The sequence below is a fragment of the Pantoea stewartii subsp. stewartii genome, from assembly GCF_008801695.1.
In the GTDB taxonomy this organism is placed as follows: Bacteria; Pseudomonadota; Gammaproteobacteria; order Enterobacterales; family Enterobacteriaceae; genus Pantoea; species Pantoea stewartii.
In genome coordinates this window covers 19,318-34,047 of the sequence record NZ_VZPF01000027.1, presented here as the reverse complement: position 1 = coordinate 34,047, position 14,730 = coordinate 19,318, and the positions used below count along the sequence as shown (strand labels likewise).

Genomic DNA, 14,730 nt, shown 5'->3' with positions numbered 1-14,730 from the left:
CTACAGGCAGGGGCGATCCGATACACTGAAGTTTTGCAACAGACCTGTCCCGGCATTACACTGCCTTTTTTATTTCATTGATTGAAGGTGCTTATGTCTCAGCCCTATCAGCGTCAACCGCTACCGTTGCCCGGTGGACACAAAAAAGTGCTTCTGCACTCCTGCTGTGCGCCCTGTTCAGGGGAAGTCATGGAAGCCATGCTGGCCTCCGGCATTGAATACACGATCTATTTCTATAACCCGAATATTCATCCGCTTAAAGAGTACGAACTGCGTAAAGAGGAGAATATCCGCTTTGCTGAAAAGTTTAATGTGCCTTTTGTCGATGCAGATTACGATCGTGATGACTGGTTTAAACGGGCCAAAGGCATGGAATGGGAGCCTGAGCGTGGTGAGCGATGCACCATGTGCTTCGATATGCGTTTTGAGCGTACGGCGCTCTATGCGCATGAAAATGGTTTTCCTGTTATCACCAGTTGTCTGGGGATTTCCCGATGGAAGAACATGCAGCAGATTAATGACTGCGGTGTCCGTGCGGCGGCAAAATATCCCGATTTGACCTACTGGGAATTTAACTGGCGCAAAGGCGGCGGCTCGGCGCGTATGATCGAAATCAGTAAGCGCGAAAGCTTTTATCAGCAAGAGTACTGCGGATGTATTTACTCATTACGCGATACCAATCGTCATCGTGTTGCCAACGGGCGAGAGCGAATTCAGATTGGCGTGCAATATTATAAGCCGGACGAGTAACGCCTGTATTTAAAAAAAGCGGACTAAATCGCCGCTGCTCCGGGTGTCATTTATTCCGCTGTAAACCGGCTTTTTTGCCTTTTTCGGCGTCCGTATGCAGAGACTACAGGGATGCGCACCGGTGGACGTGGCGCTGTCCGTTCCCCCTTTCATTTGTCTTTTGCGGCAAACGCTGGGCGTACAGCCCATCATCTGTTTAAGCGAGCGCGTAAAAGATTGTTGGCTTTCAAAATGGTATTTAACGGCCAGATTGATAATAGGTGTACGGCTGTTTTTGAGATCGTTAATACAGGATATTAATTTCTTCTTGCGAATATAGCGTGCAAGCGTTTCATCGTTATAGCGGGAAAATAACTTCTGCAGATACCATTTTGAATAGCCCGCCTTTTCCGCAATATCATCAATGCTTAATCGCTGATCGAGATTTTCATTAATCCATTCAGTAACAAAAATAATTACGCTCTCATTGTATTTGTTCTCATTCATAACACCCCCTTAAATAATGAGGATGATTTTAAATTAACATATGTTTCTCAAAATAGGGGTTACGTAAAGATTCTCAAGGAAGTGCATGGTTATTTCCAGGAATGTGAAATAACATGATGAGCAATTATATTTATGCGTGATATGTATATTATTTGTTGCAAAGGTGGGAGGGGTGACTTTGTGGTACTATTACATAACGTTACCATGCCGCAAGTAAAATGTCACCCTGAGCAAAGTTAAAACAGGCCTCTCTGCGACACGTTGTCGCATCGCAGAGAACGACTGCCTACAGCAGATTTTGCTCCGCCAGGTCGAGCGCAAAATAACTGAAGATCAGATCGGCACCCGCACGTTTAATGGCCCCCAGGCTCTCAAGCACCACGTTACGTTCATCAATCGCGCCGGCCTGCGCGGCAAATTTAATCATCGCATATTCACCGCTGACCTGATAAGCCGCCAGGGGAAGCTCAGTGCGTTCACGAATGTCGCGCAGGATGTCCAGATAGGCGCCAGCCGGTTTCACCATCAGCGAATCGGCACCTTCGGCGGCATCAATCAGTGATTCGCGAATGGCCTCGCGGCGATTCATGGGGTTCATCTGATACGTTTTGCGATCGCCTTTCAGCGCGGTTCCGGCGGCTTCACGGAACGGGCCGTAGAAGGATGACGCAAATTTGGTGGAATAAGACATAATCGCCGTTTGCGTAAAGCCCGCAGCATCCAGTGCCTGGCGGATAGCCTGCACCTGACCATCCATCGCGGCCGAGGGCGCGATAAAGTCAGCGCCTGCCGCTGCCGCGACAACGGCCTGCTTACCCAGGTTGATAAGGGTTGCGTCGTTATCCACGCCGTGATCGCACAGCACGCCGCAGTGGCCGTGGCTGGTGTATTCACAGAAGCAGGTATCCGACATCACAATCATTTCAGGCACGGTATCTTTGCAAATGCGCGACATCCGTGCGACCAGGCCGTTTTCATTCCAGGCATCGCTGCCGGTCGCGTCGGTATGATGAGAAATCCCGAAGGTCATCACGGAGCGGATGCCTGCCCTGGCGATACGTTCAATCTCGTGGGCCAGACGTTTTTCCGGGATACGCCTTACGCCTGGCATAGCCTGAATGTCTTTATAGTCATCAACGCCTTCCTCAACAAAAATGGGTAAAGCCAGGTCGTTGATACTGAGGGTGGACTCCTGAAACATTGCACGCATGGATGCGCTGGCGCGCAATCTTCTGGGACGTTGGGTAAGGGAAAAATCAGACATAGTTACTCACGTAGCTAATTCAAATAAGACGGACAGTCTACTCCGATTAAGAGCAGGCGATGAAGGTTTGTGTGCGGTGCGCTGAGAGAATAAAACGTCTCCCGCCACAAGGCGGGAGACGGGGGAGCTTACTCGTTAATGTCCGGGTGCTGCTGCACCAGATTTTTACGTTTCGCTTCGAGACGGGCAATTTCTGCGTCGATATCTTCGATTTTCTGTTCGATGTTATCGTGGTGTTCCTGAAGGATTTCGCGCGCCTCTTCTAAATCTGATGCGGCAGGCGTCGCCCCTTTCAGCGGCTTATTCGCGGTCTCTTTCATGTAAAGACCGGTAATCAGACCGACCACCGCCACGACCATCAGATAGTACGCGGGCATGTAGAGGTTGTTGGTCGCTTCGACCAGCCAGGCCGCGGCCGTTGGCGTCAGACCGGCAATCAATACCGAAATATTGAAGGCGCTGGCTAAGGCGCTATAACGAATATGCGTAGGGAACATTGCAGGCAGAGAGGATGCCATCACACCCGTAAAGGCATTCAGGATTACCGCCAGTAGTAGCAGTCCGGCAAAAATCATTCCCAGCACGCCGCTGTTGATCATCATAAAGGCGGGAATAGCAAAAACCATCAACGCAATACTGCCCAGAATCACAAACGGACGGCGGCCAAAACGGTCGCTCAGCATGCCCATTACCGGCTGCACAAACAGCATCCCCATCATGATGGCGATGATGATCAGCACGCCATGATCTTCTGAGTAATGCAGGTTGTGTGACAGATAACTTGGCATGTAGGTGAGCAGCATGTAGTAGGTCACGTTGGTCGCAATGACCAGGCCGATACAGGCTAACAGGCTGCGCCAGTGTTTGGTGGCGATCTCTTTGAAAGAGACTTTCGGACCATCACGCAGGCCTTCGCGATCCCCCTGTTCCAGCTTATCAACGTGCTGCTGGAATGCTGGCGTTTCTTCCAGCGCATGACGCAGATATAAACCAATAATGCCCAACGGCAAGGCCAGGAAGAAAGGAAGACGCCAGCCCCACTCAAGGAAGTTCTCTTCGCCAATAATGGTCGAGATCAGGACGACAACGCCCGCACCCAGTACAAAACCGGCAATAGAACCGAAGTCGAGCCAGCTTCCCATAAAGCCACGTTTGCGGTCCGGTGAATACTCCGCCACGAAAATCGATGCGCCGGTATATTCCCCGCCCACGGAAAAGCCCTGCGCCATTTTGGCCAACAGCAGCAAAATCGGTGCCCAGATGCCGATGGAGGCGTAAGAGGGAATCAGACCAATACAGAACGTACTGACCGACATAATGACAATGGTAATGGACAGTATTTTCTGACGACCATATTTATCACCCAGCATGCCGAAGAACAGGCCACCCAGAGGACGAATCAGAAAAGGAACAGAGAACGTTGCCAGGGCGGCAATCATTTGAATGCCTGGTGAGGCATCCGGGAAAAAGACTTTACCTAAGGCATAAGCCACAAAGCCATAAACACCAAAATCAAACCACTCCATGGCGTTACCCAACGACGCGGCGGTAATGGCTTTTCGTAAACGGGCATCATCAATGATGGTCACATCATCGATCCCAATCGGTTTTACACGCTTCCTACGCAATTTCATAGAATTACCCTGTAATGGAACATGAAAGTCCTCAACGGCGCGAACCGACCACAGCGTTCAGACCGCTGCGTTGAGGAAATTTAAGCATAGCCGTAAAACAGCATTATCTGTCGACGTATAAATACAACGAAAACTGCCGTGATTCATTTCATCGACCGCAGAGTATAACGTTTTTGTGTGATATTTGTCATGTTTGGCCTGAAAGTGACCAACTCTGCCTTGTGTTTACACCAGTCTTGCTGGCTAAAAAAAGAAGCAGGCGAACGCGTTTGCCTGGTAACTATACGTGCCGATCGCAAGTGAAAACGCGCTCTGACGCATTACAGGTTAAAATTACTTATGATTTTTCGTATCGATCGTTGAGGATTGCCTAATCAATTACTTTCAGTAATACTCATCCCCCTTGATTTGGATAGAAATTGTCAAGGAGGATATCGCCATGAGCCAAAATCCCTGGGTGGCGCTCATCGATAGTGTGGAAAAAAAATTAATCTATCCTGCCACCATGTTGTCCGCTGACAGGCAGCGCGGCGAGAGGACACAGATGGACTCTGCGCCGGGTTGGTTTCGCTGTCGGGGGAAACGCTGGATAAACCGACTGACGAAGCTGAGCGAAACGCTTATCACGTCGACGACAACGGGAAAGCAGTGCTCGGCATATGAAGAATGCCAGCAGTTACTCCAGCAGTCGGTGCCAACGCTACAGCGGCTAAGTCAGCGAACCCGTCGGCCCTGTGAAGGCCTGTCTGCCAGCAGGAAGAAACGGTAGCCGTCGCATTGCGCGCGGCACGTAAACGGCGCTAAATCCCTACAAAATCATTTCGTGCTGTTGTCATCCGATGGTGACCTGATGTGCTCTAGAGCGCTTCAGGAGGCACTGGCAAATGACCATATTTTTCCATCCATGCAATGAAGGCGCTGTTTTCCATAGGGCGGGCATAAAAATAGCCTTGCACGAAGCTCACGCCGTGCTGTTGCAGGTAGTGGAATTGCAGTGCAGTTTCAACACCTTCACCTAATACCTGTAGCTTAAGCTTGTGGCTCAGGCTGATAATGGCGTCCAGCACAGGCGTTTCGCCATCCAGTGATTCAATGGCATTAATAAAGCCCCGATCGATTTTGAGATAGTCCAGCGCGAAAGTTTGCAGATAACTGAGCGAGCAATGGCCGGTTCCGAAGTCATCAATCGCTACTTTCATCCCCGCCGCACGCAATCTTTCCAGTTTGTCCGCCACCACGTTACCTTCCTTAATCAGGCTTCGTTCGGTCAGCTCCAGAGTAAGATTGAATTCCGTTACTGCCATCTTTTCCGCGAAGCTCAGCATCTCATCGACGAAGTCTGGATGCTGAAGATGGTCGGCGGCCACGTTAATTGCCAGATGAAAACCGGGATTCGTTTTCCACTGCCGCGCGTCTTCAACGATTAAATCCATTAAATGGCGGGTAACGGGAATGATCATTCCCTCGGCTTCCGCCGCGCTGATGAAGGTATCGGGACGTACGCTGTCACCATTGGGCAGCGTCCAGCGCAAAAGGGCTTCTGCGCCGGTGCAGCGTTTAAGCGCATAGCTGTAGGTGGGCTGATAGTGCACGCTGAACTGCCCGGAACGAATGGCGCGACGAATGTCATCTGCCCATGAAAATCGCCGGCGTAGCCATGATGCCGTGAGAATCATCAACAAAACGGAAAACACGGAAGCAAAAGGCATAATCAGGAGCAACAACTGTTTCAGTGCTTTTATGCGTTCTGTGCCCGGTGCCAGTAGCGTTACGCTGATGGGATAGCGCGATGACGTGGCGCGATAAAGTTGAGGAGAAGGCCCGGTATCCCCGGTAAAATCATGTTCACCTGACACAATTGACGCACCATCACTGAAGCGCATCGTGATCTGATAATCGTGCGTGCTCCCTAACGCACTCATAAAATCGATGAGATATTGCCCTTCCACCATTACCCAGACGGCTCTGCCTGCGGTAAGGTTACGCACAAAGATGACGGCGGGCCGGTCGGGTACGCTGTAGGAGCCGCGCAGAGACAAACTCCACCCGTCTTTGCGCGCCACCGGCGGCGTTACGCCAATCATCGCCTTCAGGGTTGAGGGTTTATTACCGTAAGCCGAAGAGCAGGTGATCACGTCGTTTTCCAGCGTGCCCAGGCCACGAAAATAGGGATAAAGCGTGCCGTTAAGCCGCAATGCATGTTCAATTTGCTCGCAGGGCTGCTCCTCGTACTGCCGAAGCCAGGCAATCATGCTCCAGGCGTTGTCGCTGATTTTTTCTGCCTGAGACAGTAAAGTCGCTGCCGTGTTGATCTGTTGCTCGCGCACAGTTTGACGCGCATCAATGGCACAAAAAAACAGTCCCAGAAGGAGTGGCAGGACGCCAGCAAAGACGATAAGTAGCCTGGTATGGGCCGGTTTTTCTTTAATCAGCGGCACCGTATAACCTCTGAATTGTAATCATGTTTTTGAGCGGTGCTAAGGGTTTATTCAGCATAGCACGCCAGTTCACACCACGGGTGAACGGTCGGATATCCTTTGCCTCCGATAATCGTCATTATCGGCCTCGTCCATAATTTATTGACAGAAAATTCATGCCCGGATTGGGTGAAAGACGGCATATGACAGAGTGTACTGATGAAAGTGAATACTCACATTTTTTGCTAAGTGTTCCTGTGGCTGGCAGGCAAGCCGTGTGCGCGGGGCAAAAGAATGTCCCCGCGCGGTGGAGAAAGCAAAAGGGCATTGACGCCGCAGGCACGGACCACATGCGCCGGGTCAACGGAACACGATGGCTTTCCGGTCTGGCACGCCCCCTCCAGCGGCACCGTGGTGGGCTAATCCTGGAAGTAGATTTGTTTCAGCGCGACTTCTACGCCACGCAACTCGGCCAGCCCCTTGAGCCTGCCGATTGCTGAATAGCCCGGATTGGTGCGCTTGTGCAAATCGTCCAGCATCTGATGACCGTGATCGGGACGCATAGGAATAGCGCGTAGATTGCCTGCACGGCGACGGCGCTGCTCCTCAGCCAGAATCACTTTGATGACGCCAACCATATCAACGTCTCCCGCCAGATGAGCGGCTTCGTGGAAGCTGTTGGGGTTTGCTTCGCGTTTTGTGGCGCGTAAATGCACGAAGTTAATACGATCGGCAAAGGTTTCGGCCATCGTAACCAGTGGGTTATCGTCGCGAACGCCGTACGATCCTGTACAGAAGCAGAATCCGTTATGCAGGCTGTCGACAGTCTCTTTCAGCCACTGCATATCCTCCTGGGTGGAGACAATGCGCGGCAGGCCAAGAATAGGACGCGGCGGATCGTCAGGATGTACCGCCAGTTTGATGCCCACCTCTTCTGCCACTGGCACAATAGCCCGCAGGAAGGTGGCCATATGCTCGCGCAGTCTGGCTTTATCAATGCCATCATATTGGGCCAGCTGGGCCTGGAACTGTTCAAGCGTGTAGCCTTCTTCCGCACCGGGTAAACCCGCAATGATGTTGCGCACCAGCGTGGCTTTCTCTTCTTCGTTCATTGCGGCAAAACAGGCAGCAGCGGCCTGCTGCTCGGCGGGGCTGTATTCTTTTTCCGCACCGGGACGTTTTAACAGGTACAGTTCAAACGCAGCAAACGCATCGGCGTCAAACCGCAACGCTTTCGCCCCATCCGGCAAGGTCCAGGCCAGATCGGTACGCGTCCAGTCAAGCACCGGCATAAAGTTGTAGCACACGGTATCGATCCCGCAGGCGGCCAGATTACGAATCGACTGCTGATAGTTGGTGATATAGCGCGAATAATCGCCCCGTTGCGTTTTAATGGATTCGTGAACGGGAATGCTTTCAACAACAGACCAGGTGAGTCCTTTTTCCGCCAGTAGCGCCTGACGCGCTTTGATTTCGGCTACGGGCCACACGTCGCCGTTTGGGATGTGATGAAGTGCCGTAACAATACCGGTTGCACCTGCCTGGCGAGCATCGTCCAGTGAAACAGGATCGTTGGGGCCGTACCAGCGCCATGTATGTTCCATTATTACTCCTTGATGAACGGGTGGCCCAGTGGTCAGGCCGCTGGACCAAGAGTAAATTAGCGCGTAAATTAAGGCCGTGATCCGGATCGCAGCATAGTAAATACGTCCGGCTGGATTCTGCAAAGACGGCCATAACAGGAGAAGGTGATGGTGCTACCGGTACTGAAAACTGAACGACTTTATCGACAGATCGCCAATGCCATTATCGCGGGCATTCAGCGTGGGGATTTCGTACCCGGCGGTGCGTTGCCACCGGAGCGAGAGCTGGCAAAGCAGTTGGGCGTCAGTCGCTCGTCCGTGCGTGAAGCGCTGATTGCGCTTGAAATGACGGGCTACGTCACTATCCAGACCGGAACGGGCGTATTTGTCGCCCAAACCCTGCCTCAGCCCTCAGCGGTCAAAGACACCGAACATTTCAGCCTGCAGGATCTTTTACAGGCGCGCGAAGCCTATGAAAGTCTGCTGGCAGGAATGGCGGCGCGTAACGGCAGTGAGGCGCAGCGTGAGCGGCTCATGGCGATGAGCATCAGCCTCCAGCAATTTAATGAAAACGATGCGGCGTTTATAGAACAGGATAAAGCCTTTCATCTTTTGATTAGCGAGATGAGCGGTAACGATCTGCTGCGGGAGATGATGGAAAACCTGTGGAACAAACGCGACAGCGCGCATTTTCGTCGGCTGGAACGCCATTATGCCGACAATACCTTTGCTGACGAAATGAACGCCGACCATCAGTGTATTGCAGAGGCCATTGTCGGGGGAGATGAGCAGGTTGCACAGGCTGCGATGAGAGCGCATCTGCAGCATGTGCAGCAGCGTTTACTTGGTTAGCAGCCGGGCAGGTTTAGGGCGTCCGGTGCCCAGCATGATTGCCAGTCGGCTTCCGCCTGGCGTGGTTTCCATCAAAATTTTTGTAATGCTGGTCAGCGGTACGGAGAGCAGCATACCGACCGGACCCAACAGCCAGCCCCAGAAGATCAAGGACAGAAAGACCACCAGTGTCGACAATCCCAGTCCGCGCCCCATGATGCGCGGCTCTAACATATTGCCAAACACCATATGAATGGCGGTAAACAGCGCCGCCACCATCGCCGCGTCAAACACACTGTTCAGCAACAGTGCCTGCAGGAAAGGGGGAATACCGGCGATAATCGGCCCGATATTGGGAATAAAATTCAGGATAAAGGCTACCACGCCCCACAGTAACGCAAATTTCACATCCAGCAGGTACAGCGTCAGCCAGACCGAGATACCGGTAATCAGGCTGATCAGCGTTTTTAACGCCAGGTAATGTGTCACGCCTTTAAGCGCTTTGTGTAAACCCGCAATACGAATTTTGGGGTTCACAAACGAGTTGCGCATTTTGTAAGGCAGGTGGTGCACTTCAAACAGCATAAAGACGACGGTAAGGATCAACAGGACAGTATTGGTCATTGCGCCGGAAAAACCACTCAGCGCCACGCTGGCCAGATTCATCAATGTGTTGGGATCGAAGCGCTGAACCAGCGCATCGGTAGAGACATTCAGATGAATGCTGGCCGCCAGATGCTGAACGACCAGCATTTTCTTTTCCATGATGGTGCGCAGTTGAGGATAGAGATCGTAAAACTCACTCATTGAGCTGGCCAGTACGGCCCCCAGCAGCAAAATCACAACAAAAATGACCGTGATCACCAGCGTAATCGCCATCCCGCGCCGCAGTCCGCGCCGCATCAGTATCGTGACTAAGGGATTCAACACAATGGCAAAAAACGCCGCCAGGAGTAACGGCACCAGAATATCGGAAGCGGCTCTTATCCCGGCAAGGATAATCACTAACATCGCCAGTTTGATTAAGATATTTTGTCCAATTCTTTCCTGCTGCAACCCGTTCATTCGTTCTCTCTACGCATAAATAACTGATTGAAGTGTAGTTGAAGGAAAAATCAGAAGCGGATTCGTTGAGGAAAAGGGTAAGCGAGGCGAGACGGTGACGGGAAACAGGACGCGAAAGGGTGTTAAGCGTCCTGATGCCGCGGCGGACAATGGCGACTGTCACGGCGATATGCTGTCAACAGCGATGCCGCCGCAATGAAACGACGCAGGCGGCCGCCTGCCGCCGCCTTACACTGAGGGCGCAGATTCCTCTTTCGTGGCGTCCTGTGGCACCGGCTCCTGCCCGCCGGGAATCAGAATATTCAGCACGATGGCAACAATCCCGCCGCTGGTGGCGGCTGAACCAAACAGGTTCGCAAACAGGGGCGGCAGATGGGAAAGGGCAGCAGGCACGGACTCAATCCCTAAGCCGAAGCTGAAGGCCAGGCCGACAATCAGCATCTCTCTGCGCGTCAGCGCGGTCTGGCTGAGAATACGAATGCCGGCCGTTACCACGCAGCCAAACATCACCATGGTCGCGCCACCCAGGACGGGCGTGGGAATCTGACGCAACGCTTCGCTAAACGGCGGAAACAGAGCCAGTAAAATCAGCATCACACCGATATAGCGGCCAACAAAACGGCTTGCCACACCGGTCATCTGTATGACGCCGTTGTTTTGCGCAAAGGTGGTATTTGGAAAGGCACTCAGCATGGCGGCAATCATACAACTCAGTCCGTCAGCCAGAATGCCGCCTTTCAGGCGCGCACTGAACGCTTTATCCGTAATCGACTTACCGGAGATCAGGTGGTTTGCGGTAAGATCGCCTACCGCCTCAATGATGCAGACCAGTGAAACCAGCACTACAGGCACAAAAAGGCTGCTGTTGAAGTGAAAGCCAAACGGAAACAGCGCGGGCAGGCGAAACAGACTGTCCCCCAAACCATGTACCTGAAATTTGCCGCTCAGTGCCGCCGCGATGCAGCCGGTGAGAATGCCGACCACGATGGATGACAGACGCAGCCAGCGGTTCCCCGAACAGCTCAGCAGCACAATCACGCCAAGCGTCAACGCCCCCAGGGCGAGGTTGCTAAGGCTGGCAAAATCCTGTGCATTCTGACCGCCGCACCAGTTAATCACGCTGACCTTAATCAGGCTGATACCGATTAACGCAATCACGCTTCCAGTCACGACCGGCGTAAAGACCCGTTTTAAGGTATCAATAAAGCGGCTGACGATAACCGGAACCAGCGCGGCCACGGCGTTGACGCCAAACAGCATCGCCATAATGTCCTCAGGGCTGCCGCCCTGGGCTTTGACCCACAGGCCACCTGAAATGGCGACGCCGAGAAAAGCAAAGCTGGTGCCCTGCATGCATATCATGCCCGCGCCCACGCCCCACACGCGATTTGACTGCAGAAAGGTGCCGATGCCCGAAGCAAGGAGCGACATACTAATTAAATACGGAAGCCAGGCTTCCAGACCAAGCGCGGTGCCAATTAGCAAAGGCGGCGTGATAATCCCGACCAGACCTGCCAGTACATGCTGCGATGCGCTAAAAAAAGCCTGCACAGGCGGAATTCGCTGATCAAGGCCGTACAGTAAGCCACTGTTTTTTTCGTCAGACACGGTTATCTCATCTCAGTGCGGGGAAGTCACCAGATGTTGCATAAAGCAGGCCAGGTTTATTTGATAAACGTTCCTCTGGTATCAATGCCTTTAAAATCATAGCGATAATGTTGTGATGAAACGCGTCGCTCGCCCGGGAAAAGTGAAACACATGATTCCTGATGGGGCAGTTAAGAAATTATTGGTTCATAAAATGACGATTAACGCCCTTTTTTGCACTGCGTTAGTGCGTAGTGATGTTTTTTCACCAGACAACTGTCCTCATGGCCAGCAGCCATTTTTCTGGCCGACTCTCAGCAAAAAGAAATGTATATTTCATATTTAAAATTGATGAAACATATCCGGGCTGCTTAATGCCGTCAGGCCGAAAACCTTTCATCCCGCAAAGGCGTTAAACCGCCCTGAAGCGACAATGTCATGGGGACCCCGATTACACCGTCAGCGATGACGAGCCAGAATGGCCGCCGCGAAGGCGTCAATCCTTTATGAAAAGAGAAATGCGATCTGTGCCGCTAAAAAGTAATTTTCCAAAAATATCTATTTGAAAAATTTATTCCATTGTAATAGTTTTCCAGCATGCTTTTGGCTTTTCCTGCCCAGCCAGCATGCCACTTCTGTGCTCTGCCCGCTGGAACCGTACATACCAAAGAGGCAACATCATGACTATCGTAGGAAATTTTATTGGCGGTCAAACCACATTCAGCGCCAGCAACGAAACCATTCCTGTGTTCGATCCGGCAACCGGCAAGGTTATCCGTGAGCTCACGCAAAGCAGCGCAGATGAAGTGGCTCAGGCGATTTATGTGGCACATGCGGCCTTTCCTGCCTGGTCAAAAACCTCCCCGCTGCGCCGCGCACGCATCATGTTCAATTTTAAAGCTCTGATGGAGCAGCACCGCGATGAACTGGCGGCGCTGATTGTGTCTGAGCATGGCAAAGTCTGGTCAGATGCGCTGGGTGAGCTGACGCGCGGTATCGAAGTCATCGAATTTGCCTGTGGTATTCCGCACCTGCTTAAAGGCGAGTATTCCCCGAATGTAGGCGGTGGCGTAGACAGTTACTCGCTGATGCAGCCGGTGGGCGTCGTGGCAGGGATTACGCCCTTCAACTTTCCGGCAATGGTGCCGTTGTGGATGTTCCCGATTGCGTTGGCCTGCGGTAACACCTTTATTCTCAAGCCGCCTGCGCTGGATCCGTCAGCGTCGGTGCGCATGGCCGAGCTGTTGAAGGAGGCGGGCCTGCCGGATGGCGTGTTTAATGTCGTGCACAGTTCCAATGACAATGCAGAACAGCTTTATAAAGATCCGCGTATTGCCGCCGTCAGCTTCGTTGGCTCATCCGGTGTGGCCGAGCATATTTACAAAACGGCCAGTGCGCACGGTAAGCGCGTTCAGGCTTTTGGCGCGGCAAAAAATCACGCCATCGTTATGCCAGACGCCGATTTGGACGCCACGGTAAACGCGATTATGGGCGGTGCGTTTGGCTCGGCGGGCGAGCGTTGCATGGCGCTGCCGGTTGTCGTTGCAGTGGGCAACGATACCGCCGATAAGCTCATTTCGCGCCTGACACCGCTGATCAACGCATTACGGGTTGGGCCGGGAATCCAGCAAGGCAGCGATGAAAATGAAATGGGGCCTGTGGTTTCTGCGGCACACCAGAAAAAAGTGCTGGGCTATATCGATCTGGGCGAGCAGGAAGGGGCGAAGCTGGTCGTTGATGGCCGCAACCACAAAGTCGCCGGTTTCGAAGAGGGCTACTACGTCGGCGGTACGCTGTTCGATAACGTTACCGCCGAGATGACCATCTGGCGTGAGGAAATTTTTGGTCCGGTGCTGAGCATTATGCGCGCGCCGGATTACGACAGTGCCCTGAAGCTGGTTAACAGCCACGAATTTGGTAACGGCAGCGCCATCTTTACCAGCAATGGCCATACCGCGCGGGAGTTTGTGCAGGATGTTGAGGCCGGAATGGTCGGCGTCAATTTGCCGGTGCCGGTGCCGATGGCCTTCCACAGTTTTGGGGGCTGGAAACGGTCAGTCTTTGGTGCGTTAAACGTGCACGGGCCAGACGGCGTGCGTTTTTACACCCGCATGAAAACCGCCACCGTGCGTTGGCCAGGCGGTCAGCAAACGGTGTCCGAATTCAGCATGCCAACGTTAGGCTAAATCACCTGCACCACTGACGCAGCGTTCCACACACAGGGGCGCGGGTTGTCAGGTGAAGGACCGCAAAACAGGAGGAGGCGAATGGCCTTACTTTCGAAGGTAAAACAGCCCGACAATAACGGCTGCATTCAGCAGGTGACGCCAGCGCGCGCCGGTTGGCGTTATGTCGGTTTTTCATCCTATCTGCTGAAAAAAGGGCAAACGCTCGACCTGAAAAGTGGCGACAGCGAACTTTGCCTGGTGCTGGTCGCGGGGCTGGCTTCCGTCACCACGCGCCACGCAAGTTTCCCGAATATCGGCAAACGTCTGTCACCGTTTGAGCGCACGCCGCCTTATTCTGTGTATGTTCCTCATGATGATGACGTCAGGGTACAGGCTGAAAGCGATCTTGAGCTGGCGGTCTGCCAGGCACCCGGGCAGGGCGGCAAGCTGCCCGCTCGCCTGATTGCGCCGGAGGATGTGGGCGTTGAACGGCGGGGCAAAGGGCAAAATCAGCGCCTGGTGCATAATATTCTGCCGGACACTCAACCGGCAGAGAGCCTGCTGGTCGTGGAAGTGTATACCGATGAGGGCAATACCAGCTCTTACCCGAGCCACAAACACGATCAGGAAAACAGCGAACACGAAACCTATCTGGAAGAAACCTATTACCACCGTTTTCAACCCGAGCAGGGGTTTGCCATGCAGCGCGTTTATACTGACGATCGTTCGCTGGATGAGTGCATGGCAGTGTATAACCGTGATGTGGTCATGGTGCCGCGCGGCTATCATCCTGTGGCGACGCTGGCAGGCTACGACAATTACTACCTTAACGTCATGGCGGGGCCGGTACGTTTGTGGAAGTTCAGTTGGGAGCACGATCACGCCTGGGTTAACAGCGACAGTTATCCGCGACGTTAATCCGTGGCGAGGACTGACAAGGCAGCG

General features: G+C 52.9%; 12 protein-coding genes. 5 read left to right on the top strand and 7 right to left on the bottom strand.

Going from position 1 to position 14,730, the window contains the following annotated elements; translation table 11 throughout:
• The first annotated feature begins 93 nt into the window (after window positions 1–93).
• Window positions 94–750 carry an epoxyqueuosine reductase QueH gene (locus tag F7Q90_RS09800; protein ID WP_006121081.1) on the top strand — a complete coding sequence of 219 codons (657 nt, stop codon included), beginning with the start codon at window positions 94–96 and terminating at the stop codon, window positions 748–750.
• Between the two features lie 9 nt (window positions 751–759).
• On the opposite strand, the gene F7Q90_RS09795 is transcribed toward F7Q90_RS09800, so the two are convergent.
• The 3 genes from F7Q90_RS09795 to proP form a co-directional block, all read right to left on the bottom strand.
• Complete coding sequence (locus F7Q90_RS09795; protein ID WP_006121080.1) at window positions 760–1,236, bottom strand: helix-turn-helix domain-containing protein; 477 nt, start codon at window positions 1,234–1,236, stop codon at window positions 760–762.
• A 286-nt stretch (window positions 1,237–1,522) separates the two neighbouring features.
• On the bottom strand, window positions 1,523–2,500 hold the full coding sequence (gene hemB / locus F7Q90_RS09790) for a porphobilinogen synthase (protein WP_006121079.1): 978 nt from the start codon (window positions 2,498–2,500) through the stop codon (window positions 1,523–1,525).
• A 128-nt stretch (window positions 2,501–2,628) separates the two neighbouring features.
• Window positions 2,629–4,134, bottom strand: coding sequence for a glycine betaine/L-proline transporter ProP (gene proP / locus F7Q90_RS09785; protein WP_006121078.1), 1,506 nt, complete (start codon window positions 4,132–4,134; stop codon window positions 2,629–2,631).
• A 439-nt stretch (window positions 4,135–4,573) separates the two neighbouring features.
• On the opposite strand from proP, the gene F7Q90_RS09780 reads away from it, so the two are divergent.
• A complete protein-coding gene (locus tag F7Q90_RS09780; protein WP_237166093.1) occupies window positions 4,574–4,903 on the top strand; it encodes a hypothetical protein in 330 nt (109 codons plus the stop codon).
• Between the two features lie 88 nt (window positions 4,904–4,991).
• On the opposite strand, the gene F7Q90_RS09775 is transcribed toward F7Q90_RS09780, so the two are convergent.
• Both F7Q90_RS09775 and uxuA read right to left on the bottom strand, forming a co-directional pair.
• Window positions 4,992–6,572: an EAL domain-containing protein gene (locus F7Q90_RS09775; RefSeq protein WP_006121076.1), complete on the bottom strand. Its 1,581-nt coding sequence runs from the start codon at window positions 6,570–6,572 to the stop codon at window positions 4,992–4,994.
• Window positions 6,573–6,970: 398 nt separating this feature from the next.
• A complete protein-coding gene (uxuA, locus tag F7Q90_RS09770) occupies window positions 6,971–8,155 on the bottom strand; it encodes a mannonate dehydratase (RefSeq protein ID WP_006121075.1) in 1,185 nt (394 codons plus the stop codon).
• A 147-nt stretch (window positions 8,156–8,302) separates the two neighbouring features.
• On the opposite strand from uxuA, the gene F7Q90_RS09765 reads away from it, so the two are divergent.
• The gene (locus tag F7Q90_RS09765) at window positions 8,303–8,986 is read left to right on the top strand and encodes a FadR/GntR family transcriptional regulator (RefSeq protein WP_006121074.1); all 684 of its coding nucleotides are present in this window, start codon (window positions 8,303–8,305) and stop codon (window positions 8,984–8,986) included.
• On the opposite strand, the gene F7Q90_RS09760 is transcribed toward F7Q90_RS09765, so the two are convergent.
• Window positions 8,975–10,030 (bottom strand): AI-2E family transporter, encoded by a 1,056-nt coding sequence (locus tag F7Q90_RS09760; protein WP_006121073.1) that lies wholly within the window; start codon window positions 10,028–10,030, stop codon window positions 8,975–8,977. The two genes, F7Q90_RS09765 and F7Q90_RS09760, sit on opposite strands and share 12 nt — an antisense overlap.
• 228 nt (window positions 10,031–10,258) lie before the next feature.
• Window positions 10,259–11,638, bottom strand: a complete 1,380-nt coding sequence (locus tag F7Q90_RS09755; protein WP_006121072.1) for a nucleobase:cation symporter-2 family protein — start codon at window positions 11,636–11,638, stop codon at window positions 10,259–10,261.
• 659 nt (window positions 11,639–12,297) lie between these two features.
• On the opposite strand from F7Q90_RS09755, the gene F7Q90_RS09750 reads away from it, so the two are divergent.
• Complete coding sequence (locus tag F7Q90_RS09750) at window positions 12,298–13,803, top strand: CoA-acylating methylmalonate-semialdehyde dehydrogenase (protein WP_006121071.1); 1,506 nt, start codon at window positions 12,298–12,300, stop codon at window positions 13,801–13,803.
• Between the two features lie 81 nt (window positions 13,804–13,884).
• Window positions 13,885–14,703, top strand: a complete 819-nt coding sequence (gene iolB, locus F7Q90_RS09745) for a 5-deoxy-glucuronate isomerase (protein WP_006121070.1) — start codon at window positions 13,885–13,887, stop codon at window positions 14,701–14,703.
• The last annotated feature ends 27 nt before the right edge of the window (window positions 14,704–14,730 follow it).